Annotated in this window: 25 protein-coding genes and 1 tRNA gene; 3 read left to right on the forward strand and 23 right to left on the reverse strand. The window is 41.5% G+C overall.

The window, feature by feature from the left end; translation table 11 throughout:
• Positions 1 to 5: 5 nt before the first annotated feature.
• Both ACFQZE_RS17535 and ACFQZE_RS17540 read right to left on the reverse strand, forming a co-directional pair.
• A tRNA-Asn gene (locus ACFQZE_RS17535) sits at positions 6 to 81 on the reverse strand.
• A 27-nt stretch (positions 82 to 108) separates the two neighbouring features.
• A complete protein-coding gene (locus tag ACFQZE_RS17540) occupies positions 109 to 588 on the reverse strand; it encodes a SprT family protein (protein WP_379359350.1) in 480 nt (159 codons plus the stop codon).
• 110 nt (positions 589 to 698) lie between these two features.
• On the opposite strand from ACFQZE_RS17540, the gene ACFQZE_RS17545 reads away from it, so the two are divergent.
• Positions 699 to 1,064, forward strand: a complete 366-nt coding sequence (locus ACFQZE_RS17545; protein ID WP_379359352.1) for a hydrolase/acyltransferase — start codon at positions 699 to 701, stop codon at positions 1,062 to 1,064.
• A 127-nt stretch (positions 1,065 to 1,191) separates the two neighbouring features.
• Positions 1,192 to 1,335 (forward strand): cortex morphogenetic protein CmpA, encoded by a 144-nt coding sequence (cmpA, locus tag ACFQZE_RS17550; RefSeq protein WP_379359354.1) that lies wholly within the window; start codon positions 1,192 to 1,194, stop codon positions 1,333 to 1,335.
• Positions 1,336 to 1,409: 74 nt separating this feature from the next.
• On the opposite strand, the gene ACFQZE_RS17555 is transcribed toward cmpA, so the two are convergent.
• The 5 genes from ACFQZE_RS17555 to ACFQZE_RS17575 form a co-directional block, all read right to left on the reverse strand.
• The gene (locus ACFQZE_RS17555; protein WP_379359356.1) at positions 1,410 to 2,066 is read right to left on the reverse strand and encodes a nitroreductase family protein; all 657 of its coding nucleotides are present in this window, start codon (positions 2,064 to 2,066) and stop codon (positions 1,410 to 1,412) included.
• Between the two features lie 284 nt (positions 2,067 to 2,350).
• Positions 2,351 to 4,519: a Tex family protein gene (locus ACFQZE_RS17560; protein WP_379360097.1), complete on the reverse strand. Its 2,169-nt coding sequence runs from the start codon at positions 4,517 to 4,519 to the stop codon at positions 2,351 to 2,353.
• A gap of 191 nt (positions 4,520 to 4,710) precedes the next feature.
• The gene (locus tag ACFQZE_RS17565; RefSeq protein ID WP_379359358.1) at positions 4,711 to 5,355 is read right to left on the reverse strand and encodes an MBL fold metallo-hydrolase; all 645 of its coding nucleotides are present in this window, start codon (positions 5,353 to 5,355) and stop codon (positions 4,711 to 4,713) included.
• Between the two features lies 1 nt (position 5,356).
• On the reverse strand, positions 5,357 to 5,923 hold the full coding sequence (locus tag ACFQZE_RS17570) for a thioredoxin family protein (RefSeq protein ID WP_379359360.1): 567 nt from the start codon (positions 5,921 to 5,923) through the stop codon (positions 5,357 to 5,359).
• A gap of 25 nt (positions 5,924 to 5,948) precedes the next feature.
• Positions 5,949 to 6,563 (reverse strand): DedA family protein, encoded by a 615-nt coding sequence (locus ACFQZE_RS17575; protein WP_379359362.1) that lies wholly within the window; start codon positions 6,561 to 6,563, stop codon positions 5,949 to 5,951.
• Between the two features lie 223 nt (positions 6,564 to 6,786).
• Between ACFQZE_RS17575 and ACFQZE_RS17580 the strand changes: the two genes are divergently transcribed.
• Positions 6,787 to 7,098 carry a dehydrogenase gene (locus tag ACFQZE_RS17580; RefSeq protein WP_379359364.1) on the forward strand — a complete coding sequence of 104 codons (312 nt, stop codon included), beginning with the start codon at positions 6,787 to 6,789 and terminating at the stop codon, positions 7,096 to 7,098.
• 66 nt (positions 7,099 to 7,164) lie between these two features.
• Here ACFQZE_RS17580 and ACFQZE_RS17585 read toward each other — a convergent pair whose 3' ends face one another.
• The 16 genes from ACFQZE_RS17585 to rfbD form a co-directional block, all read right to left on the reverse strand.
• On the reverse strand, positions 7,165 to 7,353 hold the full coding sequence (locus ACFQZE_RS17585) for an H-type small acid-soluble spore protein (RefSeq protein WP_379359366.1): 189 nt from the start codon (positions 7,351 to 7,353) through the stop codon (positions 7,165 to 7,167).
• Complete coding sequence (locus ACFQZE_RS17590) at positions 7,322 to 7,552, reverse strand: hypothetical protein (protein WP_379359368.1); 231 nt, start codon at positions 7,550 to 7,552, stop codon at positions 7,322 to 7,324. The genes ACFQZE_RS17585 and ACFQZE_RS17590 overlap by 32 nt, the downstream gene beginning before the upstream one ends.
• An 80-nt stretch (positions 7,553 to 7,632) precedes the next feature.
• The gene (gene cls / locus ACFQZE_RS17595) at positions 7,633 to 9,075 is read right to left on the reverse strand and encodes a cardiolipin synthase (RefSeq protein WP_379359370.1); all 1,443 of its coding nucleotides are present in this window, start codon (positions 9,073 to 9,075) and stop codon (positions 7,633 to 7,635) included.
• Between the two features lie 677 nt (positions 9,076 to 9,752).
• Entirely contained in the window at positions 9,753 to 10,775 is a 1,023-nt protein-coding gene (locus ACFQZE_RS17600) for a glycosyltransferase family 2 protein (RefSeq protein WP_379359372.1), read from the reverse strand.
• Positions 10,765 to 12,171 carry an undecaprenyl-phosphate glucose phosphotransferase gene (locus ACFQZE_RS17605; protein WP_379359374.1) on the reverse strand — a complete coding sequence of 469 codons (1,407 nt, stop codon included), beginning with the start codon at positions 12,169 to 12,171 and terminating at the stop codon, positions 10,765 to 10,767. The genes ACFQZE_RS17600 and ACFQZE_RS17605 overlap by 11 nt, the downstream gene beginning before the upstream one ends.
• An 84-nt stretch (positions 12,172 to 12,255) precedes the next feature.
• Positions 12,256 to 13,197, reverse strand: a complete 942-nt coding sequence (locus tag ACFQZE_RS17610; RefSeq protein WP_379359376.1) for a glycosyltransferase — start codon at positions 13,195 to 13,197, stop codon at positions 12,256 to 12,258.
• Positions 13,198 to 13,237: 40 nt separating this feature from the next.
• Positions 13,238 to 14,227 carry a dTDP-glucose 4,6-dehydratase gene (gene rfbB, locus ACFQZE_RS17615; protein ID WP_379359378.1) on the reverse strand — a complete coding sequence of 330 codons (990 nt, stop codon included), beginning with the start codon at positions 14,225 to 14,227 and terminating at the stop codon, positions 13,238 to 13,240.
• Between the two features lie 8 nt (positions 14,228 to 14,235).
• Complete coding sequence (gene rfbC, locus ACFQZE_RS17620; protein ID WP_379359380.1) at positions 14,236 to 14,793, reverse strand: dTDP-4-dehydrorhamnose 3,5-epimerase; 558 nt, start codon at positions 14,791 to 14,793, stop codon at positions 14,236 to 14,238.
• A gap of 44 nt (positions 14,794 to 14,837) precedes the next feature.
• A complete protein-coding gene (rfbA, locus tag ACFQZE_RS17625) occupies positions 14,838 to 15,725 on the reverse strand; it encodes a glucose-1-phosphate thymidylyltransferase RfbA (RefSeq protein ID WP_379359382.1) in 888 nt (295 codons plus the stop codon).
• 6 nt (positions 15,726 to 15,731) lie between these two features.
• Positions 15,732 to 19,391: a glycosyltransferase gene (locus tag ACFQZE_RS17630; RefSeq protein WP_379359384.1), complete on the reverse strand. Its 3,660-nt coding sequence runs from the start codon at positions 19,389 to 19,391 to the stop codon at positions 15,732 to 15,734.
• A 36-nt stretch (positions 19,392 to 19,427) separates the two neighbouring features.
• Positions 19,428 to 20,159, reverse strand: coding sequence for an ABC transporter ATP-binding protein (locus tag ACFQZE_RS17635; protein ID WP_379359386.1), 732 nt, complete (start codon positions 20,157 to 20,159; stop codon positions 19,428 to 19,430).
• 10 nt (positions 20,160 to 20,169) lie between these two features.
• Complete coding sequence (locus ACFQZE_RS17640) at positions 20,170 to 20,946, reverse strand: ABC transporter permease (RefSeq protein WP_379359388.1); 777 nt, start codon at positions 20,944 to 20,946, stop codon at positions 20,170 to 20,172.
• A 22-nt stretch (positions 20,947 to 20,968) separates the two neighbouring features.
• Positions 20,969 to 22,141 carry a glycosyltransferase family protein gene (locus ACFQZE_RS17645; protein ID WP_379359390.1) on the reverse strand — a complete coding sequence of 391 codons (1,173 nt, stop codon included), beginning with the start codon at positions 22,139 to 22,141 and terminating at the stop codon, positions 20,969 to 20,971.
• Entirely contained in the window at positions 22,138 to 22,650 is a 513-nt protein-coding gene (locus ACFQZE_RS17650) for a GNAT family N-acetyltransferase (RefSeq protein ID WP_379359392.1), read from the reverse strand. The genes ACFQZE_RS17645 and ACFQZE_RS17650 overlap by 4 nt, the downstream gene beginning before the upstream one ends.
• Before the next feature lie 12 nt (positions 22,651 to 22,662).
• Entirely contained in the window at positions 22,663 to 23,790 is a 1,128-nt protein-coding gene (locus ACFQZE_RS17655; protein ID WP_379359394.1) for a DegT/DnrJ/EryC1/StrS family aminotransferase, read from the reverse strand.
• Positions 23,783 to 24,673, reverse strand: a complete 891-nt coding sequence (rfbD, locus tag ACFQZE_RS17660; protein ID WP_379359396.1) for a dTDP-4-dehydrorhamnose reductase — start codon at positions 24,671 to 24,673, stop codon at positions 23,783 to 23,785. The genes ACFQZE_RS17655 and rfbD overlap by 8 nt, the downstream gene beginning before the upstream one ends.
• Between the last annotated feature and the right edge of the window lie 9 nt (positions 24,674 to 24,682).

Genomic DNA, 24,682 nt, shown 5'->3' on the forward strand with positions numbered 1-24,682 from the left:
ATACTTGGCTCCCCGAACAGGACTCGAACCTGTGACAACTCGATTAACAGTCGAGTGCTCTACCAACTGAGCTATCAGGGAAAATAAACAGTGACTTTTAATAATTTATCATGGCTGTCCCGGAATGTCAAGTACTATCCCCTTTAATTTTCCTCTGCATTTTCCGCAGGCGAAACGGGCAGGGTCAACCCTTCTTTTACGCAGATATTCCGTCTTACAGTCGATACAAACAAGCTTGTACCTGTACGGGGACGTTCTACGCGTTTCCTTGCCCGGCAAAGCTTTGCAATATCTCGAGCCGCCAACCCGGGCCAGAAGCGATTTGAAGTCGGCATCGCGATGCTTGTATCCTCTTTTCATCAAGTGCAAATGATAATGGCATAACTCATGCTTAATAATTCTTTCCGTTTCCTCGGCGCCATATGCCTCCAGTTGATACGGACTGATTTCAATATGATGCGACCCGGTAAAATACCGGCCCCCCGTCGACTTTAATCGGCCATTAAATGTAGCCCGATGACGGAATGGCAAGCCGAATGCTTCCATTGACACACGTTCTACCCATATTTGAAGCTCGCCATTATCCACCCGTCTTCCCCCTTACTACTTGAATTTTAACGCTAGTATAAGCTACACTGTCAAGTAGGAAAGTTGAACACCGTATTCCAGCAACAACCGAGGGGAGAGCACATCTAATTATGGCTACCATGCGTTACGTCATTATGAAATCCAAAAGCGACATCTCCTTTGTCGAAATGCCGGCTACGCACGCTTACCAGCTAAGCGCGCTGAACCTTAGGCTTCACAAAGAAATCGATAAATTAACGGCCGACTCCGTGCCAAGCTTGCCATATGCTATTGCGGAATGCGACAACGTCGATTTGCATGACGCAACCATCGCAATTATCGGAGGCCTCAGCTACATCAATCAACTGGAGCAAGACTTTGCGTCCATTCAAGAAAAATCGTATCCTCTTATTTCTCTGCTGACCGAAATTCGGGCTTTGCAGGCGCAGTTGGAGCAATGGTACAAAGAGTTTGAAGAAGAACAACAACAGGGCTAGAATTATAATTCGCTACTGAATCGCTTGCCGCTTTCGGAACGCTTTTTAAGCCGGACTTGCACGGACATTCGCCCTCCGCCATATGGTAAACATACAATATGGTTAGGCCGGAAGGAGGACGATGCGTATGCCGCAGTGGCTGTGCAACCAACTGATGCGCGCATTTCAGCAAAAGGACCGCAGGCAGATTAAGCTGCTGAATGACTGCTGGTATTTTTACCGTACGAAACAAGGTCCGAAGGAGCAAGAAAGCGGAACGGTTATTCAATAAAGCGAGTTTCTTCATTTGCCAAAACAAAACCCGGCTTTCATCCTCAAAGGAGATAAGCCGGGTTTATTTATGCTTTACAGGCTGTTATAGAAAGTGACTTGATCAAGCGACAAACGACTCGTAGGATGGCCTGGAGCTGCCGCTTTGCCGATTGGCAGCATCAATGTCGGCATATAGCGGTCGGAGAGGCCGAACAGCTCTTTTACGCCGTCACGGTTATAGCCGCCCATAGGAACGGTGTCGTATCCTTTGGCGCGCGCAGCAAGCATAAGCTGCATGGATACAAGACCTGTATCAAACACTACAATTTCCTTCAAACGCTCCGCCGGAAGCGTGGAATACAATTTTGTCGAGTTTTCAATCATCGTTGTTTTAACTTCTTCCGTCATATATCCTGCTGCTGCGGCCGCTTCATAAATCGCCCCCGCATTTTTGTACATTTCAAGATCCGCAAGCACGATTACAATAGCCGATGCCTCGGCAACCTGCTGCTGATTAAACGCGATTGGAACAAGCTTCGCCTTCAGCTCAGCATCGGTAACAACCAAAAACCGCCATGGCTGCATGTTGGACGACGATGGCGCTTTAACAGCAACCTCCAGCAGTTCCTTAATTTCAGCATCGGAAATGACCGCGCTGCTGTCGTATTTTCTAACGGAACGACGGCTTTCCACTACTTGAAAAAAGGAAACGTTCTGGTCTTTCTCCGCTTGCACTTCTACATTCGACATGATTGGTTCCTCCCACGTTATCTCTGTTAGAATCTAAAATCTAACTGTATACTTTATTGTCACAGTATAACTTCTAAGACATACTATTGTCAATTAAATTACTTTAAATGATGTACTCACTATTTGGGCAAATTGCCAGAATGACTTCGTCAGCTCGCGGCAATGTGGCGGCCCAAAATGACATGCAGCAGATAAGGAGATCATCACGAATGGCTGCGCATAAAAAAAGCCCTGTCCGCATTGGGAGCAGGGCATGCCATGTATCAACTACCGTTTAGACAGGTTTAAACGGGCTTTTTCATCGTTAAGCCGACGCGCCCTTTTTTCTCATCGACGCTCATCACCCATACCGTAACCGTATCGCCGACAGAAACGACATCCATAGGATGTTTTACAAATTTGTCGCTCAGCTGTGAAATATGAACCAGGCCGTCGTTTTTAATGCCAATATCGACGAACGCTCCAAAATCGATGACGTTGCGTACGGTTCCTTTCAACTCCATGCCCGGCGACAAATCTTCAAGCTGCAGCACATCGGTATGAAAAATAGGCGGAGGCAATTCCTCGCGCGGATCGCGTCCTGGCTTTAAAAGACTGTCGATAATATCGCGAAGCGTCGGCGCCCCAACTCCCAGCTTCTCGGCAAGAGAGGCCGCATCTACGTTCGTCAGGCTGCTTCGTACCGCTTCCGTCCCCATATCCTTTGGCTCAATGCCAAGATCGCGGAACAACTTGTCCACGACATCGTACGATTCCGGATGAATAGGCGTCCGGTCCAGCGGGTTAACCCCGTCCGGAATGCGCAAAAAGCCGATGCACTGCTCGTACGATTTGGCGCCAAGCCGCGGCACCTTTTGCAGTTGCTGCCGTTTCGTAAACCTGCCCTGCTCATCGCGGTATTTGACGATGTTTTTCGCAAGCGTCGCATTTACCCCTGCCACATAAGAAAGGAGAGAGGCGGAAGCCGTATTTACGTCTACGCCTACATGGTTGACCGCCGATTCAACGACTCCGCCGAGCGTTTCATCCAGCCTCTTTTGGCTGACATCATGCTGATATTGGCCAACGCCTATCGCTTTCGGCTCGATTTTGACCAGCTCAGCCAGAGGGTCCTGAAGCCTCCTCGCGATGGAAACAGCGCTTCTTTCCGCTACGTCAAGCGTCGGGAATTCTTCCTGCGCAAGCTTGGATGCGGAATAGACGCTCGCACCCGCTTCGTTTACGATAATGTATTTCAACCCTTCGCCAGTCGGCAATCCTTTGCCTGCGCTCTTCCGCTTGGCAATTAAATTCGCAATAAACTGCTCCGTTTCGCGGGAAGCTGTTCCGTTCCCAATAACAATCAATTCTACGCTATATTTATCGATTAAACGATTAATGAGCGTCTCTGCTTCCGCTACTTTATTGTTCGGCGGTGTAGGGTAAGAAACGGCTACCTCCAGCAGCTTGCCGATATCGTCGATAACGGCCAGCTTACAGCCCGTGCGGAAGGCAGGATCGACGCCAAGAACGACATTGCCGCGAACGGGCGGCTGCAGCAGCAAGTTTCTCAAGTTTTCGGAGAAGATGGTAATCGCATGCTCCTCGGCCTTCTCTGTGAGCTCGCCGCGCACTTCCCGCTCAATGGATGGGGCAATCAGTCTTTTATAAGCATCTTCAATGACCGCCTCCAGCACTTCTCGAACGGATGCGGCTGTACCGCTGCGCAGAAGCTTTCGCTTAATATGTTCGTGTACCCGGTCCACTGGAGTATCAAAAGAAACGCGGAGCACCTCTTCGCGCTCCCCCCTGTTAATCGCCAAAATACGATGCGGAGGAAGCTTTCGGACCGGCTCCTGATAGCTGTAGTACATCTCGTATACGGACTCTGCATCCGCATTTCTAGCTTCTGTACGAAGCAAAGACTGGTCAAATGTAAACTTGCGCACCCAAGCCCGAATAGACGCGTCGTCCGCAATCTGCTCTGCCAAAATGTCCATTGCCCCTTGCAAAGCATCCTGTGCGGAAGGCACGCCCTTTTCCTCATTTACATAATGCGCCGCTTCCGCAAGCGGGTCCCCTTGACGCGGCTGCGACCAGAGCCATTGAGCCAGCGGCTCCAGCCCGCGCTCCTTGGCGACGCTTGCCCGCGTTTTTCTCTTTTGCCGATAGGGACGATACAGGTCTTCCACCTCTTGAAGCTTGACCGATTGCCGAATGCTGCCGCGCAGTTCTTCGGTGAGCTTACCCTGCTCGTCAATTAGACGGATAACTTCCCGCTTTCGCTCTTCCAAATTGCGCATATAACTTAGCTTTTCTTCGATGGAGCGCAGCTCGTTTTCATCCAGCTCCCCCGTCATCTCTTTGCGGTAACGAGCAATAAACGGGATCGTGTTGCCTTCATCCAGCAGCGAAACTGCGGATTTAACTTTCGTAACCGGGATCGACAATTGAGCCGCAATTCCAGCTATGATCCGTTTGTTTTCCGCTTCCGCCTCCTCGGAGCTAAGCTTTACATGAAGCTCTTGATCATCAAGAGCCGTATTTATATTTGTATTTTCCGCCAACTGCCATGCACCGTCCTTCGCTTTTTCCCGTCATGTGATAAAAGCACTCCCGCCCGTCTTTCGGTCGAGAATGCTTTTGCCTAAACATCATTTATTCGCTATGCCGTATAAGGATTGTTTTCCATTTCGAAACCAATAGTCGTTTTACCCCCGTGACCGGGATAGACAATCACTTCCGGGTTCAGCTTGTACAGCTTGCCCCGGATAGAATCGTACAGATCGCGTTCCCTACCTCCCGGCAAATCCGTTCTGCCCACGGACAGCTTGAACAGCACATCCCCGGAAAAAAGATGATTGCCGCAAACCAAACTTACGCTTCCAGGCGAATGACCCGGCGTATGCATCACGTGAAAAGTATGATCAATAAATTGCAGCGTTTGACCTTCATCAAGCGCATATTCCGCAGGATCGGTCGACAGCGGCGGCGTGACATCTTGCCAGCGCATCGAGCCGTTCTTGCGGGGATCGGTCAGCCAGTCCGCTTCCAAATCATGAAGGTAGACGGGACAGCGGGCCACTTTGCGAGTCTCGTCCACGCCGCCCATATGATCGAAGTGAGCATGGGTTAGCACAATCGCCTCGATTTCCATATCGGCAATACGATCAATTAGTCGCTTCGGATTCATGCCGGGATCGATAATGATGCCCCGCTCCTTATCCCCGTCTTTGACGGAAATAAGATATGCGTTCGTTTGCAGCGGACCAAGCGGAAACGTCTCGACTTTAAACTGTGCTTCCGCCATCTTAATACGACTCCAGCAGCTCGCGCAGCTCTTTAACCACGTCGGCCTGATATTCTGGCCCTTCTCCGTACCTGCGCATAATTTCCTGACGAGTTACGGCAAGCTTATCCTGGTAATCCGCAGCTTCGCGATCCGGGTTCTCCGCTTTGAACGCAACCATCGGCTCTTGCACATATTTAGAGCGCGGGCCCCAGTGGCCAAGCACAGCTCCGCCTGTATCTGCGAAAATAACGACTGGAACGGAACGTCCGCCCATTGTCAAAAACTGCTCCATCGTGTCCAAATGCTCTTCCATAATAAGCACTTCCGTCGGAATGCCGCTTACTTCAAGCGCGCCAAAAACGGCAGGCACGTTGCGAACGACATCGCCGCACCAATCGGCCATCAAAATAAGGCAGCGCAGGTCGTCGCGGTTGTTCAGCGATTCAAAATATTCGCGGTCGTCCGCCGAAGGCCAGCTGAATTTCTCCATCCAACCTACAAAAGCTTCCTTGTTTTTCGTCATGCCATCGATAAATTGTTGAGCGCTAATGCCCTTGCCCAGCTTGTCCGCTACACTCTTGCCCATATGTATCCCTCTTTTCTTTGGTCTATTATACTTTAAACTTTTTGGCTCTGCGAATGTACAGAACAAAAACGACAATAACCGCTATCGCAATTAAAGCGTAAACGATATTGGAATATACATCTACAAAGTTGACGATATCATGCCAGTTGTCACCGACCGCCGCGCCGATGGAAACCAGTATCGTATTCCAGATCAGCGTGCCAATCGTCGTAAAAAACAGGAACGGCACAAGCTTCATCCCCGACATTCCCGCCGGCAACGAAATCAAACTTCTAATGAGCGGGATCATGCGGCATATAAAAACGGCCCAGTACCCGTATTTGTCAAACCAAGCATCCGCTTTGCGAATATCTTCTTTTTTTACGCGAAGCACTCGGCCCCAACGGTCGACTATTTTCTCAAGCCGCTCCACGCCAAGAATTTTACCAATATAGTACAAAATAATGGCTCCGACAAGCGATCCGACAGTCGCAACCATAATGACCCCAAACGGAGTCATCTCCGTATTCGTCGTCATAAATCCACCAAAGGTGAGAACGACCTCGGACGGAATCGGAGGGAACAAATTTTCGAGTGCAATCATAAGCAAAATGCCGAAATAACCGTACTGCTCCATAAATTCGGTAATCCAACTTTCCATGCGCTACCTCCAACCAATAGTATGCGATCCAAAGACAGCAAAGCCGGATCACCTATCACATTTTAACATACCCTAGCACATTCAGCCAATCTGAGTACCCTCTCGGTTTAGTCCTATCCTATGCCCAGGCAATGCTGATATTCCAAGATCAGCCCTATACGCGCCGGTGACCTTCCCCCAACCAAGCGCATACCTATAAATCAGAGGGGAGAGTCGGTTCAGCATGAAGCCAAACACGCAAAAACATAAATTCGAATATCCGTCGGCGCGCAAAATTAGAAGGTCGTGCAGCAACGAGCTATACCGAACCGTCAAACGTATGAAGCTGTGGATATCCAAAGAAAAAATGGATCAAGGGGAGCAGCTGTATATCAAAAAGGTCGCTGGTAACATTCACTGGATATTCGAGCATCAAAACAACCGCAAAGCGCAAGTCGACTGGTGGGAAGAAAATGTAAGCTCGGAGCTTGCCGCTCTTTGGGAAGTTGACCGGCAGCGGCTTTGCGAAGCGTTCCGCGAAGCTTACGGCGGCTAAAACGCATGAAAAAAGCCCGAAAGACGGCGGCAGCCAGTCTTTTGGGCTCGTTTTTTTAGCTAAGCTTTATTTCTCCTCGGCCTCTTGAAGACGGTCTATAGACACCGTTTGCGTGTTCGTCGGATTGTTGCCGACAGTTACAGTCGCCATTCCGTTAGCTTCATCCACGTTTTCAATCCAGATCGGATCTCCTTCCAAATGAACGGCTACCGTATCTTTTGATTCATAAATTTGTTTGGCTCTGGTCGTTTCCATCCTTCAGTTCCTCCCCTGGCTTCTCTACCATCGTATCCGTTGTCGACTCGGCGATTAGGCCATTATGCAAAGTAACCTGACCGCCGCCAAGCCCCTCGTTCACCATACGGTCGATATCCATGTCATAGTTTTCCCGGCCTTCATTGCGTGGCTCGGAAAATTCGCTGCCCGTTTGACCATCTCCATCTTGCCTGCGCATAACATTTCCCTCCTCGATCTATTGGACCTGCCAATACGTACGGAAAAAATATGCCCATATTCCTCCTTGCTCATTCATCTTTATAGCAAGGGGGACAGCATATGCATGATCGCTTCGGCTGCCTTTTGCTTGCCGGACCTTCGCTTGAAGCGTTCCGGGTCGATCTCCTCGCTGTGCTTCAAATCATTGAGAAAATCCTCCTCCAGCTTCCGGATCGGTTTCTCGTCGAAAAGAAGCGCCAGAAGCTCATAGTTGCTATACAGGCTCCGCATATCCAAATTAGCTGTACCTACAGATGCAAGCATATCGTCAATGATCAGAACTTTGGCATGGATAAATCCCTTCTGGTAGCGGAAGATTCGCACGCCAGCTTCTAGCATGTCTTGAACATACGATAACGTCGCCATCAGAACGAGCTTCGAATCAGAGATGCCGGGAATAATCAGCTGCACGTCAATTCCGCTCCTGGCCGCTGTCCGCAAGCTGGCCGCCAAGCTAGGATCGGGAATAAAATAAGGCGTCGTGGCATAAATTCTCGTCCTCGCCATCGCCATCGCCGAGAACAGCACCTCTACAATCTTCTGGTCATTAATGCCTGGTTTGCCGGGGACGATGAGGACACGTTCATTGTTAGCACTGTGAATGGGTGGAAAATATCGTTTATCTTCACTAAATTGTTTGCTGGTCACTCTTAACCAATCTGACATAAATATCAACTGCATATAATATGCCGCCTCCCCTTGAATATAGAGATGCGTGTCCCTCCAGAAACCCAATTTTTTATCTAATCCTAAGTATTCATCCCCTATATTGATGCCACCCAAAAAGCCGACCTTACCGTCGACTACTATGATCTTTCGATGATTGCGGAAGTTAATTCTCCGATTGAGGAGCGCTATGCGCGGGGGTGAGAAGCAAGCTGAACGCCCCCCCGCTTCGTGAAGCCGCTCCAAAAAATCTTTATCCAGCTGCAAACTTCCAATACCGTCATAAATAACGCGAACTTCAACTCCCTGCCGGGCCTTTTCCATAAGGACGGCTAGAACCTTGCTTCCGACTCCATCGTTCCTAATGGTGTAGTATTCCAAATGAATATGATGTTCCGCCTTCCTCAGTTCCGCTAGAATTGAAGCAAACGTCTCTTCTCCATTTGTCAGCACAACCGTCTTGTTATGGCTTGTTATAGGGAATGGGGCCAATTCGCTTAATAAGGCATAGAGCCTCTTAAACGAAACATTGCTTTCGTTAGGCTGCTTGCTTGATTCTAAGATTTCATCAGGTTTGCACACATCCAGCTTAACTTGAAAGTCAAGCTCATTAATACGCTCTACTTCACCGATTTCTCGCTTCATTCTCCTCCCTGCTATCAAGTAAACAAAAAAGCCGATAAAGGGGAACAACAGCGATAAAAACAGCCAGGCAGTCATATAGGACTGCCTTCTATGCTCCAATAGGAGAATAGCTATAATCTGCGCTACATAACCCGCAAGCAGTCCCGTTCCCGTTAACAGCCAAGCAGCCATTAAATCACCCCATCATTCTCGCAAATCGATATGGAAATAGAAACTTCATGTCATACAATAGAGAAATGACTAAACAATACTCAAATGAAACAATAACCGGTAACGTGGATTGTTGGCTTTATTTAAGGTGATCTACCATATTTAAAGATCAGCTGTTATTGAAAACTATATCCCGGAATTGCCCGAAGGTTTATGGCTTACACTAATCACTGCAGCCGGACCTGTTTCGGTCCAGTTATTTTTATCATTAGCGGTTATTTAATTATTCGCAGCATTATGAAGAAAGGTACTGGATTGAGCTATCTATTTTTTATTCAAATCCTTTTCCAACAAGGCTTATTTTCAAATTTCCTTCGCGCTGCTCCAATGCTCTATCTCGGGAAGATTAGTTTTAGCTTGTATATGTGGCATACAATGGTCATGTTTCCGCTTAAAATGATTATGCCCAAAATCAACGCATACGTTACTCAACCACTAACAATAATTGTAGTATACGGTTTGCTTATGTTGACTTTATCTCTCAATACTTCTCATTTTTCATATATGATTTTGGAGAATAAGCTTACCCGCTGGCTAAAAAAGCGAGGGAACAGTAAATCCGCCTCTCCCCTCACCACTATTTCCACTTCACGCAACTAAAAAAGGCTATCCCCTCCTGTATGGATGGATAGCCTTTATTATTGATCTAAAGTGTTGGTCTGATTCGGTATTGTAATCGTTTCAGATCGGCCGTTTAATTGCCCCCAAATAAGTGGATGCATACTAATTCGCTTTATGAAAAATTTAGGAAGCCGACGATGATGCAAGCCTAATTTATAACCAAACAGCTTAGCTGCAGATTCCACAATCAACTTGGGAATCATATACCAACGTCCATTCGCATATAAACCTTTTAGTTGGGAGCGTACTAATTGCGAACCTGCATTCCCAACTGAGCTGTATGGGGTTATCCAGGCATTAAGCCGCATGGATACTCCATTGTCGAAATACCTCTTGAATTGTTGCATAGCGGTGTAGTCATGAGAGTGTGTGACCATTGCTTCAGCGCAGTAAGCAACCTTCTTTCCGCCTAATATACACTTCGCCGACATAAATAAATCCTCATTAAAAATAACGGGCTCTTGAAACCTGCCCATACTCTCAAATGATTTCTTCCTTATAGCGGAGCAGACATTGGAACAAAAAAATGTTTTGATGCCCAATTTCTCCAATTGATCGATGGATTGTATGCGTGAAGCTGGGGGATAATTATGCTCTCTAGCTAATTTCTCTGGAATCGAAGCGTCCGATCTGGCTAATTGACGGGCGTATGACATAATAACATCATCATATCGGCACGAATCATTTGACTCATCTCCAAGATCAGTCAATGGCTTTATCAGTTCCTCAATCAGCTTTTCGTTATAAGGGATTGCATCCTGAGTCATAAACAACAGAATCTCTCCGGTTGCTGTACTCGCCGCACGATTGCGTGTTCCCCCATGATCGAATTCGTAACGATTTATTGAAATAATTCGTGCCCCTGCTTCTCTTGCCCATACTGCTGTGTCGTCCTTCGATTCTGAATCGATCACAATAATTTCATGGGGCGAATGTGTCTGGTTCCAAAGTTTGCTGCATAGGTCTTTAATTGATATACCTGCATTTAGAGTCGGTATAATAACTGAAACTTGGACAGATTTTTTGCAGTTAGTATGCATTTTTGTTCATCAAGCCCTTTACGATGGTCTTTCCGATAATTTTCAAATCAAAAATAAATGTCCAGTTTTCAATATAGAAGATATCATGTATGATCCGATCCTGAATGGACGTATCTCCCCGCAAGCCATTTGCTTGGGCCCATCCCGTAATACCCGGTTTAATCTGATGTTTGATCATATACTTCGGAATATCTTCCTTGAATTGATGAACAAAGTACGGACGTTCCGGACGAGGCCCAACAACGCTCATATGCCCCAGTAGTACATTAAAAAACTGCGGCAGTTCATCCAAACTGGTTCGCCGCAAAAAAGATCCGAACCGCGTTCGTCTTGGGTCATTCTCCACCGTCCACACGGTATCCGCCATTAGCTCCGTCGACATGCGCATGGAACGGAATTTATACATATGAAAGGACTTACGGTCAAGTCCCATACGTTCCTGCTTGAATAGAATCGGTCCTGGTGAGGTGAGTTTAATGCCTATGACGGCCACTAGCATAAGTGGCGAAGTCAGTACAATAGCCAAAATTGAAAAAGCTATGTCGAAGCATCTTTTCAATACACGATTGCTCATTTCATCCAATGGCACATCTCGCACGTTAATTAATGGAATCCCTGCAAAATTATCAAAAAACGGACGAGCAGGCAATAAATCAAAAAAATCAGGAATGATTAGCGTTTTGACGCCCGACTTTTCACATGTTTCTATTATTTCTGAATACTTTCTATGAGCATCCAACGGTAAAGCAACGATTACTTCATCAATAGGCCCCTGAGCCAATTGATTGCCCAATTCGCTAATAGTTCCGATTATCGGTTTGTATCCATCGTATTCGATCGTGTGTGCCTCCTGAAAGTCATCCAGGAAACCTACAATCTCATAGCCCAACTCTGGATGCTGCTGCAAGTTTTGATGAAAACTTCTACCAATTCTGCCAGCACCTACAATTAAAATGAAACGTTTATTATACCCGCGACGTCGAAAATCGGACAGTATGAGTTTAACTGAATAACGATATGTAGCAATGGCAATTAAATTCATCATGAAAAAAATAACGAGAAACTGTCTTGAAATATTCGATTCGTTACTGAAATACAATAATCCCAATAGGCCTAAGAAACTGATAGCTTGGATTTGAATAATTTTCAATATATCATATGAAAATTTCTTTCGGCGTTTTGGCGAATAGAACTGCAAATAAAATCCCACTAGTACTGCCGAGAATGAATAAACAGTCCCCCAAAGCAGGTAAGTTGAAAAAGGAACTGATTTTATAAAAAAAAACCATCCGCTGTTAAACTTGATCCAATAAGCGGCAAGAAACACAAACAGTGTGCATATTAGATCAGAAAACATATAAAGTTGTGTTAAAAACCGCTGATTCTGTCGAAGCATTTATAGTTTGCACCTACAATCCTCGAAAATTCGACTTAACCATATTGTACTAAATTATAGGATAGAACTAAATATATGGAACCCTCATTTTGCTTTTATGTTAACCGATACGCTCCCATAAATCTTCCGCCGCTTGTCTACCATCTGAGGGGCAAGTTTGATTATATCTGGCCACACTCTTAACAGACCCGGCTCTCTTAAAAGTAAATAGACCAATTTGGCAACTTCCAAGAAGACCAGAATTGGAAGCATATACACAAGTCTCCACCCTACGGCTTCGTTTTTAATAAGAGTGTAGATATGATTTTGGTAAGATCGTTTCCGAAGAAACAAAGAAATCCTTCTCCGATCTCCAGCCTTCCAGCCTCGTTTATGTCGAGCCAAGGCAGTGGGGATAAAATAGGAACGCCAGCCCAGGTTTTGAGCGCGCCATGCTACATCGACATCTTCTTTGTAAGCAAAATAATCTTCATCGAAAAAGTGGTTATCCAAGCTGATTTGATTTATCATTTCAGCACGGTAAACAGCTGCTGCTCCTGAAACGCCAAAAACGGGGGTGATGCTATTCCAGTCAGCTGCAAGTTGGCCCGCTGCCAAATCATTGGCTTTTCTATACCATTTCAATTCAATACCTGCACTGTCCATAATTTTATTGTCACTTTCAAGTACAAGCTTCCCCGTTGCGCTTCCAACTTCCCGGTGACTTTCCATAAATTTAATAACTTCCGAAATATAATCGCTATGAAGGAATACATCCGGATTCAAAACCAGGTAATAATCAGAAGGAAACAATCGAATAGCCTGATTCTGACCGCCGGCAAAGCCGTTATTAATTTGATTGCAAACTAAATGAATACGATTAAGATATGGAGAAAGCCGATTTAGTGTTCCATCTGAAGAGGCATTGTCGATTACGATAATTTTCCCAACCGGATACGACTGTTCTAAAACGGCATCAAGACAAGATGTAATGTCTTCCTCACTATTATACGTTACAATACAAATATTTACATTTGGGATTTTCATTACATTGTGCCTCCCGCTTTAGTTCAGCCGACCATCGAATCTAATGACGATTTTGCTTGTATGATCCGGTTAAAATTCGATTCATCCATTGCTGATTATCCAAGTACCACTGAACCGTCAACTTTATGCCGTCCTCATACATATATTTAGGTTCCCAGCCTAGTTCTCTTCTAATTTTATTAGCATCAATCGCATAACGGCGATCATGGCCCAGTCGATCCTCTACAAAATGGATAAGAGAATTTGGTTTGCCTAACAACTCTAAAATAGTCTGTACAACTTGAAGATTGTTTTTTTCATTTCGTCCGCCAACATTATACACTTCCCCTGGCTTTCCATTATGAAGAACCAAATCAATAGCGCTGCAATGGTCCTCCACATAAAGCCAATCCCTAACATTCATACCATCGCCATAAACAGGCAACGATTTGTCGTTAAGCGCATTAGAGATCATCAGCGGGATGAGTTTTTCAGGGAATTGATATGGGCCATAGTTGTTTGAGCATCGCGTAATATTTACGTTCATCCCAAAAGTTTCATAATATGCCCGCACTAATAGATCAGCGCCTGCTTTGCTCGCAGAATAGGGACTATTGGGCATCAATGGGGTCATCTCCGTAAACAATCCGCTATCCCCCAAAGTCCCGTAAACTTCATCCGTAGACACCTGAACATATTTTTTAACTTCGTATTTTTTAGCTAAATCCAATAAATTCTGTGTCCCTACAACATTCGTTTTCACAAAAATGTCAGGTTGAGTTATGCTTCTGTCCACGTGCGACTCAGCCGCAAAATGCACAACAGCATCAATGCCTCCCAGAAAGATAGGCTCGATGTCGGAATGATTGGCGATATCCGCTTTTACAAACTTATATCTCTCTTCATGCTCAATAGCGGAAAGATTGTCCAAGTTGCCCGCGTAGGTAAGTGAATCCACATTAATGATTTCATAGTTTTTAAACTTCTTTAACATATACAATATAAAGTTACTTCCGATGAATCCCGCACCGCCAGTTACCAGTATCTTCACTTTTCTGCTCACCCCTCGTAATAGAAATTGAACTCTGCTTCCGATAATTGGGGATGGCGCTTGTCTTTATCCGATAAAACAGGATGCTCCGCAGGCCAAGAAATGGCCAAAGCAGGATCATTCCAACTTATTCCCCTATCATATTCAGGTGAGTAATATTCATTAACCTTGTACACGACTTCCGTATTAACAGATGTTGTACAAAAGCCATGAGCAAAGCCGCTTGGAACAAAAAGCTGCCTTTTGTTGTCCGCGCTTAAATGGAACCCTTCCCATTTGCCAAAGGTAGGAGAGCCCCTCCTAATATCAACTACAACATCAAAAATCGATCCGGAAATTACCCTAACTAACTTGGCCTGCGCTTTTGGGTTCAACTGATAATGAAGGCCGCGAATAACGCCAATATCGACCGATAAGGAGTGATTGTCTTGAACGAAATCAATGTCAATACCTAACTCATTAAAGCTATTTTTGCTATAACTTTCAAGAAAGAATCCTCTTGAATCCATATGCACTTTAGGCTCCAATACTTTTACACCATTTAAAGTTTCTTTGGATATAATCATGTTTTTCACCCTTATTTGATTAATTGAGGGGTTAAAGGAATCGGCTACACTTCTAACGTTTTCGAATTCATACTTGCTATAGACAGCAGGTATTGTCCGTAGTCGTTTTTCATTAAGGGTCCTGCCAGTTTTAGCAATTGCTCTTTTGTAATATACCCTTTTCGATATGCGATTTCTTCGAGACAAGCAATTTTTAATCGTTGTCTTTTTTCCATGGTCTCGACAAAATGTGAAGCCTCCAGCAAAGATTCATGTGTTCCCGTATCTAACCACGTAAAACCTCTACCAAGCAATTCGACATTCAAAGCCCCTTGTTTCAAATAGACTTTGTTTACATCTGTAATCTCCAATTCGCCTCTTAAGGAAGGGGTAATGCTTTTTGCGATTTCCACAACGTCATTATCATAAAAATAGAGACCGGTTATTGCGAAATTAGATTTGGGGGTTTCCGGTTTCTCTTCAATAGACAGAACTTTAAATGATTCATCAAACTCAACAACCCCAAACCTTTGCGGATCCCCCACATTATACCCGAATATAGTAGCTCCTGATTTTCTAGAAGCCACTTTCAACAGCAATTCAGAAAACTTATGTCCGTAAAAAATGTTATCACCCAAAATAAGAGCGACTTGATCGTTGCCGATAAAGTTCTCACCAATGATGAAAGCTTGGGCAAGACCGTCTGGCGAAGTTTGTACTGCGTAACTGATTGAGATTCCAAGCTCAGAACCGTCTCCTAACAGTTGACTGAACCTAGGTGTATCCTCGGGAGTCGAGATGATCAATATATCTTTAATCCCGGATAACATAAGAATTGATAAAGGATAATAAATCATTGGCTTATCATAAATAGGCAATAATTGCTTAGACATAGCTTTTGTCAAGGGATATAATCTAGTTCCGCTACCACCAGCCAATACAATTCCTTTCAAAGTTTTTCACTCTCCTTCAAGGCTATACAAATTATAACCATACAAATGATACGAATTTTTATAATTTAACTTATACAAAACCTTATCCATAAATGTTTTTTTATTCGTATATTCATATAAAGAAAGTCTTCCACTATCAAATGGTTTTCTTTTGTATTGCATAGTTAGCACATATCTTTTTTCTCGTGAATCTGCGATTGGATCAAATTTCAAAACAACAAACTGATTGTCAACAAAATCTAAAAGCGACAGTTCAACTACATGTAACGGTTCATTCAAATTGTCTATTGAAAACAATGTCCCCACTAACGACCCCAAACAATTTGTTCCGTGCGTACCTATCATCACTCTTACGCCACAGAAGTAATCATATTTAGAATACAGACTATAAGATCTTTTATTAATTACTTCTGGCCCCCCAATAGCTGTCTCTTCAAAGTCAAAAGAATGAATTCGTTCTTCCATATACGGTTTATTATTATCGAAGAATCTTTGACTAACAATGCTTCTCATTTCCGATAGAATATCGTTTACAATAACAGGAGTATTACTCATCTTATTTTCAATAAAAGATTCATTATAAATTTTAAATAATTCACCACATATATGATCATGATGAGCAACTAAAGAAATTGTTTTATTGGCATTTGTAATTATATCTATTTTTTCTTGAGTCTTTAACTTTATTGCTCTCTCGATAGCTTCCGCAATAGCATGCTCATTCGTCCCTGTTGCAATTATTCCTGTATAATTATCTTTTATTATTTCTCTAACTCCTCCAACTTCAGTTGTAACAACTATCAATCCAGCGGCCATAGCCTGCAAAATAGTTTGAGGCATTGATTCATCAATAGAGCTGCATAATAATATATCAGAATGATTATTATAAAATCGATCTGGTTCATTAATAAACCCATGAATTTTGACTACATCATTAAGCCCTTCCTTTAAAATAACTTCTAAGCATTGATCTGCATAATCTACCACCAAATTATCATATCCAATAATGTCCAAATGAATCGATAATCCTCTATCTCTTAAAAGCTTTATCGCTTTGATTGCACTTAACTGATTTTTCCTATCCTGAATCGTCCCTGATAATAATATTTTTACAGGCTCATTTTCATTATATCTATCTGTACTACTGTTATTATTGAAATACTCAAAATAATTATTGCTAACTGGACAAGCCATTGTATAAGATTTAACAAACAGATTATTAGACCAAAGATTCGCGTATTTCAACGATGAAGAATGAATAATATCCACTAATCGATTATCAATCAGAAACTTTTCATTAGTTGTATTCTGATAAAATTGATGTAATGTATTGACGTGTGGAATGTTATTCACTTTTGCAGCAATTCCAACTGAAGGAATGTAGGTAACAGAATGTACAAGTCCAATATTATTTTTTAACATCCACTTTGATAGAGACTTGCCGTTATTAATATCACTACTAGTAGGTTCTACAATATTTAGATACTTAGTATATTCTAAGTATTCAACTGGTATATTATGACTATCGGCTAGTAATAAAAAATCGTCAATTCCCTTTTGGTTATTCGGCAAACAAAAAATAACTTCAATCCCATATTTTTTAACAAAAAGTGAATGACGTAGTAGGTGAAGTGTTGCCCCTCCTAAATATGCTTCATGTAAAAAATAAGCAATTTTCTTCTTCTGGAGTTTTGCAATTAATCTCGCTGCTTCAAATGAAGCAATAAACTGTTGAGCTTGTTTTTCTGTTGAAAATGATTCTCCAATATAATTCCTAGCATTATTTAAATATTTCGATCGTTCTGATTCATTTAGATTCAAAGAATAATTAAGAGCTTTCAACCAATCTCCATGTCCATTTTTAGTTTTAATGCAAACTTCATCTGAAAGTTCGGAATAAGGTGCAACGTCAGAGAAAATACCTATTGCTTCAGAAACTGAACCTTCTAACAATTTCACTGGACTTTTGCTGGCTGTAGTAGTATCAAGTTTAACTAATGGTGAGATATGATAATCAATCGAGTTCTCTTTCAATTGAGTTAAATATGCATCATAAGAATGATTAAACGGTTTATAAACTACAGAACAACTTAAACTACCGAACTCGCTCGGATCGATCCCCCAAAAATGAAATTCAATTGTATCTTGGTTTCTATCAGAGAATTCTTCTAAAACGGGCCAAAGATATTTAAGTTCATCTTTTCTAATTGGCCCTGAAAAAATTCCATATTTCACACGACCGGTTCTTTGTTTGATTTCTGATTCTGCAATTAGGTATTTCATCGGTATGTTTGTTTTATGTTGGATAACATGACTATTATGAATTTCACAATCATTTGTAATCAGCGGATTGTATGTAATGACCAAATCGGAATTGCTAACTTGGTTTAAAAGGTTTTTGTAATTCTTTGTGTCTGGGGCTATATAATTAAATTGTTCACCTATTTCATGAAATGTGAACATATTGTCATCCATCATATAGATTACTGGTTTATTATGTTGATGACTTTTCTCTAAAGCCGTATTAGCTAATTCCCCAATAGTCCTGTATAGCACTAAATAATCATACTCATTAGGATTTATGAGATTAGTTAATCTTTCGCTCAAAAAGAAAAATACGTAAGGGAAGTCCTTTATTCTTTGAGTGAAATTTCTAATTGTGACATCTATCGATGTGGAATATTCACTTTTCAATACCGCAATTGTTTTCTTGTTAAAGAGTAACTTATTTGCAATAACGAGTTCATCTTCATGCATATAATAAGGAACTTTAACTCTAAAAGGAATGATCTCAAATCTAAATATATACTCCAGTTGCTCGTTACTAAAACAATTATTATAAACATTTAATTCATCAACTTCATACTCCAAAATGTTGGCTTCCGATAATAAATCATATCTATCTTGTTCAATGTACTTCCTTGTATACGCTAGTTTGTTTATATTATAATCAATATCAATTCCAAGTGAGTACTTTTCACCTGCGTACACACAAGTAACGATTTTATCAATAAATTTAAATTGTGAGAATCTCGACATTCTCAACCAAAGATCATAATCTGAAAAACGTCGAATAAGGATATGAGGATCGTAGAGTCCCGAATACTTAAATATCTCTTTATGGTGCAATACAGAATTATTTGCTATAAAGTTTCCGTTCATTAGCTTAGAATAGGAGAACTCCTCACCAAGCACTCCACTTTCAGACTCTCCATCTGACTTTAGCTTTTGAATCTTGCACTTCCCATAAATTACACTTAGTTCTTCTGTTTTTATAATTTCGTTATATAACGTTTCCAAACAATCCGGCAAATACTCATCATCGTCGAATTGATAACTAATATATTTCCCTCTCGATTGGATGATCCCCTCATTAACACGCAGTGCAGGCAAGCCGCTATTATATTCATGGCGAATAATGACAATACGAGGATCAATCAAATAATATTCCATTAAAATATCAAAAGTTCCGTCCTTTGAGCCGTCATCGACAATAATAAATTCAAAAAGACTAAAAGTTTGATTCAGAACGCTTTCAATAGCTCTTCTAAGCGAAATTTCTCCTCGACAATATGTCGGCATAATTATCGATACTTCCGGTTGTTCATAGCTATTTTCATTTCTGAGTATACGTGTATCCTCTAGAAAACGTGAAACTGGTAACATCCTCTTCCTCCTAGTAATCTCCTGTTGTTAAAAACATCATTCTTGGCTGCTTTCTATATATAATTGAGAAACTTCTTCCGGTGATCCAATCATTTTAATTTGCCCTTTTTCTAACCATATGCATTTATTGCAAAACTGTTTAAGGCTACTCATACTGTGAGTAACAAAAACAAGTATTTTAATTTTATTCATTAAATCATTGATTCTCTTATTCGCTTTATTAATAAACTTCGCATCACCCGCTGCTATAACTTCATCTAACAGCAAAATATCCGGCTCAATTGCCGTTGAAACAGAAAAAGCCAACCTCATAAACATTCCAGAAGAATAATATTTCACAGGAATATTCAAATAATCGCCCAGCTCACTAAATTCGGCGATTTCATCCTTTTTCTGCTTCATACTTTGGGGCGACTCACCTAACATTAATCCTCTTAATAAAATATTTTCCCAACCTGTAGCTTCCATCTCAAAGCCAGTTGCTAGTTCAAATAAAGTAGCTACTCTGCCTTTTACCTCCAGCCCCCCGGAAGTTATTGGGTAAATCTTAGCTATTGTTTTCAACAGAGAACTTTTTCCTGCTCCATTATGACCAATAATCCCTAATTTATCACCCTCAGATAATTGAATACTAATGTCCTTTAACGCATGTATGGATTGTTGTGCGATTAATTGACTCCCCTGAGGCTTAAAAAAAATATCTTTAATTCTTCTCTCCGTGAAAACTCTATAATTTAAATTGACCTGCTCCAAAATAATACTGCTCATAACCTCACCCTTATAATCTGAATATGATCTTCCTGCCGATTCTCCGCATTAGCAAGATGGCTATCGTTGCAAAGATTAATGTAAATCCAATTGCGACAATCCATTCAAACCTTTCAGGCTTCTGGCCTAACAATGGTTTTCTTATTATTTCCAACATATAATACATCGGATTGAGTTTATAAATTAAACCGTATCCTCTATCATCCAATATACTTGTCTGCCATACAATAGGTGTTACATAAAACATGCCTTGAATGAGTAGCGACTGAACTTGTGCATAATCTCTCACATAAGTATTTATAAAGGCTGATACGGTTGAAATCGCTGCCCCAAATACCGCAAAGATCAAAATGGATAAAAAGGTCATGATCATGTAAAGGTTAAAGCTCTGGGGGCTGAGAATAAAAAACAATATAAAGAAGATGGCTAATGAAAACAACAGATTAGACAACTCTACAAAAGCCGTCCGAATCGGGAAAATCTCAATCGGTATTTGCGTCTGTTTAATATAACCTTGGGCAGAAATAAATGAATTTGTTCCCGCTTGAGCAACCCCAGACAAAAAAAGCCATGGCATTAACCCAGAAAATAAGTATGGAATAAACGACTTTAAGGGTTGTCCCCACAGCAGTGAAAACACTGTCCCCATAATGATCGCAAGGCCAAATGGCGTTATTAGAGACCACGCTATTCCAAAGATCGTCCCTCTATACTTGGCGTTCAAATCCCTTTTTATTAAGCTAAACAATATATGCCTGCCATGATATACATTTTTAAAATACTGCATATGCACATTCTCTTTTCGCTCATTATTTTTTACGCATAAAACCAATTACTTTTTTTATAATGAACTTTGGCGTATTGAATTTTTCACGTTTTATCATGCCTAGTACCTTTTGATAATAAAAAGACTTTACGTAAAAGGGGTCCCTAATGCTGCTTTCATGAACGTATGGCGCTTTGTATTGCACCATTTCCGGAATTAAGGTTTCTACACGTGCAGCTATCGCTGATAAAGAATGATTATACTTGACATCGTTAAAACTCTCGAATGCTGCATGATTTCTCATTTCTTCATTTTCAATTAAGTAACATAACATGTTAGTCCATTCTTCATGTTTATTGTCGACTAAAAATCCATTGCTTCCGTGAATTACTTTCAAAGTGTAAGGTTCTACATTCGAATATACGCCTACAATTTGTTTGCTTGCATACTCCAAATATTTATTAAAGTATTTACATTTGTGGAAGCTACTATCTTCTAACGGCGCTAAGCCAATATCCCAATTTCTTGATAAAATGATTTCACTATATTGGTTATAGTCCGATTCATATGGGATGTGGGTTGCATTGTACTTGTCAATAAAATCAGGTTTTGCGCCAAAAAATTCAAATCTAACATTGGAATATCGCCCAATGATGTTTTCTATAACTTTATCCAGCATTTGATCCAAAAACTTCCCATGGTCTATGCTTCCAGCAAATCCTATCACTACTGGTTTTATTGTTTCTGATTTGAAAGACTCTGCTTTCCTCTCATGCAAACAAAGAGCAGGAACATCAATAACTACGACATGTTTATTAATCAAATCATAGTTTTGAGCAATGTTCCTGTTTGTGGTCCAGAGACAATCAGAAGTGCTGATTAAATTTTTTATGTTATGCTGAATTTGTTCATTTAAGTAATAGAGAGAGGATGCAGCCGATTTAGGCACATTTAAAAGATCGTCATCAAGAAAATAAATGACATACTTATTCAACCTCTTTAACTCTTTGACGATTTTAATATCCAGTTCTTCTGAGCCCCGTATGCAAATGGCTATATCAGCCTGTCCGATTAACTGCTTATTCATTTTGGAACTCTCTACAAAATGAAAAACAATTTTCCCTTGACTCTGCAATTCCTCCATTAATGAAATAACGCCTAGCCTTGCAGAAGGAATTTCCCTTATGCAAAAGGCTAATACATTCGTTTTTTTCATCGTCTCTTCACCATATACAGCAAGTCCAATTCCTCATTCTCTGTGGAATCCTGTATTATGAACCCTGCTTTTTCATATAAATGAATTGCCCTAACGTTAGTTTTTAGAACTTCCAAATAAACTTGTTCTAATTTCAACTCATTAAAAGCGAATTCGCAAACTCCCATTATTGTTTTATATCCAAGTCCCAATCCTTTGGCAGATTCCTCCCCAATCATGAACCTGCCAAACTCGGCTTTAGCGTTTGCCGAATCAATCCGGTATAACGAAACTGCGCCAACAGGCCGACTATTAGTAGAAGTCTCTTCGATAATAAAAAAAATGTCCGTTGAATTGAGCAGATATCGTTCGTACCATGCTTTTTGTTGTTCAGTATCAATTAATCTCTGATCTTTAAAATGAACACGAATCGAGTCCTTATTTCTCCAGAGTCTTAATTGTTCCAAGTCATCAAATTCCAGGGGCCTTAAACGCACATTGTCAAAAACAACTGAATACTGATGTTTCACCAACAACACCCTCTAACTAAATCTGATAACTTGATCAGCAATGTATTCCACATCGGACTTCGATAAATTCAAATGCAAGGGTAACGAGAGAATCCGATTGCTTAACCTGCTGGAGTTAGGGCAAGTACCTTTAGCATATTCATATAAAGAGTATTCCGTATTATCACGGTAATGAACGCCTGGATAAATTTCCTGTTCATTCAACGAAGCTAGCAAGCCATCCCTGTCGTCTACTTCAATAACGTACAAATGACGTGAAGACTCGCAGTTGTCATAAACACCAATAGGACGTATTTTATCGGCATGCTGAGCGAATTTCTCGTCATACCAACTTGCAATTTCCCTGCGATAAGCGTTGTCCTGATCTAAGTACTTCAGTTGCACCAGACCAAGAGAAGCCATAATCGAATTTCCGTGATACTTATATCCTAAAAATTCCACATCATATTTCCATTTGTACGAACCTTTTTGTCCTGTCCGCTCGTAGGTATCTTTATTGATGCCAAGCCAAGTTAGCTTTCTGCAAATCTCATCGTATTTATCGTCCCTAAAACAAATCATACCTGAATCCGCAGTCGGCAAGTTTTTTACGGCTTGAAACGAATATACTACTACATCAGCTTCCGCCCCCGGTATTACACCGTTTGATCTGGTACCAGCCATATGGGCTGCATCAAGAATTAATTTCAAATTATGTTTTATGCATAAATCTACTATTTTTTGATACTGCCCGATGTTGCCCCCAATGCCAACATATAAGATGGCTTTAGTCTTGCTCGTTATTTTCCGCTCTACGTCTATAGGATCTAAGCAAAGCTGGTCGTCCACATCTGCAAAAACAACTTTAAGATTCTCGTATAGGATGGCATGGTTTGTGGAGACAAACGTTAATGGAGTTGAAATAATCTCATCCTGATCTTCCCATTCATTTTCCATCTTTAAAATTTTCACTGCAAGATGAAGGCCAACGGTTGCTGAGTTCACAAAATGCGCATTCGGCAAACCTGTGTACTCTTTCCATTGCTTTTCAAACTCTACCGTTTTAAAGCCAAGGCCTGTCCAACCTTTTTCCAAACACTCTCTTATTTCTTCCAAACATTCATCTACCCGAAATTTTGGTACAAACAGTTGATTAGCCATGTTGATTCTCTCCTATTCTGGATATAACTTGATTCAATGAGTACTTCCAATCATTCAGATGGACATTGAATGTATCATTGATCTTTTGATTTGACAGTATTGAATTTTGCGGTCTCTTTGCAATTGCATGGTAGTCTTTACTTGATATCGGAATCACTTGCGGTATTGTTTCACCCGTATGTTTCATATATAAATCAATAAATGTATGGGCGAATTCAAACCAAGTCGTACTTCCCTGTGACGTAAGATGATACAAGCCACTGTGTTGTTTAAAAAAACTATTCATATCAGATTTACCTAAATCCAAAATATCCAAAATAGCATTAGAAATATCACTGCACCATGTCGGGGCGCCCCTTTGATCCGTCACAACTTTAACTTCCTGATGATTTCGGACGAGGTCAAGAATAGTTAGCAAAAAATTTTTTCCTCGTAATCCATAAGCCCAACTAGTTCTAAATATCATGTACGAGCCGCCGACTTGTTTGATATTCGTTTCGCCTTGCAGCTTTGACTTACCGTAAGCGTTAATAGGATTTGGCATATCTTCTTCTGTATAGGGACTGCTTTTAGTTCCATCAAAAACATAATCTGTTGAAAAATGAATAAACGCCGCCTTTTGATTCAGCGCTTCTTCCGCCAATATCCCCGGAATTGTGCCGTTTATCCAATCCGCCTCTTTGGAATCCTTTTCGGCAAGCTCAACTCCATTAAAAGCCGTTGCATTTATGATCAACTGAGGATTAACCGAACGTATAAAAGCCCTTGTTTCCTGCTCGTCCTTCAAATCCAATTGTTCCCGGCTTACTGAGATCAGCTCATTTGCAAGCAAGAGGCCTTTATTTAATTCCCAGCCAACTTGACCGTTTTTCCCTATTAACAATACTTTAAT

The organism is Paenibacillus sp. GCM10027627 (genome assembly GCF_042675505.1).
In the GTDB taxonomy this organism is placed as follows: Bacteria; Bacillota; Bacilli; order Paenibacillales; family Paenibacillaceae; genus Pristimantibacillus.

What these genes read in the sequence shown, in the direction of transcription:
- ACFQZE_RS17605 (WP_379359374.1), bottom strand. Translation starts at nt 12,171, where the DNA reads ATGCTTCGACAGAATCAGCGGTTTTTAACACAACTTTATATGTTTTCT.
- ACFQZE_RS17580 (WP_379359364.1), top strand. Translation starts at nt 6,787, where the DNA reads ATGAAGCCAAACACGCAAAAACATAAATTCGAATATCCGTCGGCGCGC.
- ACFQZE_RS17635 (WP_379359386.1), bottom strand. Translation starts at nt 20,159, where the DNA reads ATGAGCAGTATTATTTTGGAGCAGGTCAATTTAAATTATAGAGTTTTC.
- cls (WP_379359370.1), bottom strand. Translation starts at nt 9,075, where the DNA reads ATGGCTGCTTGGCTGTTAACGGGAACGGGACTGCTTGCGGGTTATGTA.
- ACFQZE_RS17575 (WP_379359362.1), bottom strand. Translation starts at nt 6,563, where the DNA reads ATGGAAAGTTGGATTACCGAATTTATGGAGCAGTACGGTTATTTCGGC.
- rfbC (WP_379359380.1), bottom strand. Translation starts at nt 14,793, where the DNA reads ATGATTATATCCAAAGAAACTTTAAATGGTGTAAAAGTATTGGAGCCT.
- ACFQZE_RS17570 (WP_379359360.1), bottom strand. Translation starts at nt 5,923, where the DNA reads ATGGGCAAGAGTGTAGCGGACAAGCTGGGCAAGGGCATTAGCGCTCAA.
- ACFQZE_RS17545 (WP_379359352.1), top strand. Translation starts at nt 699, where the DNA reads ATGGCTACCATGCGTTACGTCATTATGAAATCCAAAAGCGACATCTCC.
- ACFQZE_RS17555 (WP_379359356.1), bottom strand. Translation starts at nt 2,066, where the DNA reads ATGTCGAATGTAGAAGTGCAAGCGGAGAAAGACCAGAACGTTTCCTTT.
- ACFQZE_RS17585 (WP_379359366.1), bottom strand. Translation starts at nt 7,353, where the DNA reads ATGGAAACGACCAGAGCCAAACAAATTTATGAATCAAAAGATACGGTA.
- ACFQZE_RS17600 (WP_379359372.1), bottom strand. Translation starts at nt 10,775, where the DNA reads ATGCATACTAACTGCAAAAAATCTGTCCAAGTTTCAGTTATTATACCG.
- ACFQZE_RS17590 (WP_379359368.1), bottom strand. Translation starts at nt 7,552, where the DNA reads ATGCGCAGGCAAGATGGAGATGGTCAAACGGGCAGCGAATTTTCCGAG.
- ACFQZE_RS17640 (WP_379359388.1), bottom strand. Translation starts at nt 20,946, where the DNA reads ATGCAGTATTTTAAAAATGTATATCATGGCAGGCATATATTGTTTAGC.
- cmpA (WP_379359354.1), top strand. Translation starts at nt 1,192, where the DNA reads ATGCCGCAGTGGCTGTGCAACCAACTGATGCGCGCATTTCAGCAAAAG.
- ACFQZE_RS17655 (WP_379359394.1), bottom strand. Translation starts at nt 23,790, where the DNA reads ATGGCTAATCAACTGTTTGTACCAAAATTTCGGGTAGATGAATGTTTG.
- ACFQZE_RS17565 (WP_379359358.1), bottom strand. Translation starts at nt 5,355, where the DNA reads ATGGCGGAAGCACAGTTTAAAGTCGAGACGTTTCCGCTTGGTCCGCTG.
- ACFQZE_RS17610 (WP_379359376.1), bottom strand. Translation starts at nt 13,197, where the DNA reads ATGAAAATCCCAAATGTAAATATTTGTATTGTAACGTATAATAGTGAG.
- ACFQZE_RS17630 (WP_379359384.1), bottom strand. Translation starts at nt 19,391, where the DNA reads ATGTTACCAGTTTCACGTTTTCTAGAGGATACACGTATACTCAGAAAT.
- ACFQZE_RS17645 (WP_379359390.1), bottom strand. Translation starts at nt 22,141, where the DNA reads ATGAAAAAAACGAATGTATTAGCCTTTTGCATAAGGGAAATTCCTTCT.